The organism is Brevundimonas denitrificans (assembly GCF_030160755.1).
Lineage (GTDB): Bacteria > Pseudomonadota > Alphaproteobacteria > Caulobacterales > Caulobacteraceae > Brevundimonas > Brevundimonas denitrificans.
In genome coordinates, this window is sequence record NZ_BSOY01000234.1 from 1 (window position 1) to 550 (window position 550).

The following is a 550-nucleotide window of genomic DNA, read 5'->3' on the forward strand; positions in this document are numbered from 1 at the left end:
CACTGCCGACGCCGCTGCCGCTCCGGCCGCCGACGCCGCCATGGCCCCGGCTGCCGACGCCGCTGCTCCGGCCGCCCCGGCCGCTCACTAATACGAGCGACATCATTCGGGCCTTCGGGTCTGATGAAGGAAGGGCCGTCCCGAAAGGGGCGGCCCTTTTTCGTTGCCTGTGGACGACCTCGTCCGTCGGCTCCAGCGCGCTGACCGCCGGATATGACCTCCGGACAGGGCCGCGCTTCGGGGCGGTCCTTTTTTCTTGACCGCTTAAGAGGAACATCCGCCGAGCGACGGTATTTCACCAACGGTACAGCTTGGCCGTCAGCGTCCGTATTGTCGGCGGCGACGGCCCCCAGCCACGAAGGATGTTTTCATGCGCACCGCCGTTCTGATCGCCGCCGCCGCCGCGGCCCTCACCCTCTCCGCCTGCAATCGCACGGACGAGGCCGCCACCGACGCCACGACCGAAGCCGCTGAGGCTTCGGGCGCCGCCGTCGACACGGCCGCCACGACCGGCGGAACGTCGGGCGGCTCCAGCGCCGCGGGCGGCGGC

Annotated in this window: 1 protein-coding gene; it reads left to right on the plus strand. The window is 70.9% G+C overall.

Features of this window, described 5'->3' with window-relative positions; genetic code table 11:
* Positions 1-370: 370 nt before the first annotated feature.
* Positions 371-550: hypothetical protein (locus tag QQJ79_RS15945; protein WP_284223923.1), on the plus strand; the 180-nt coding region annotated here is incomplete at its 3' end.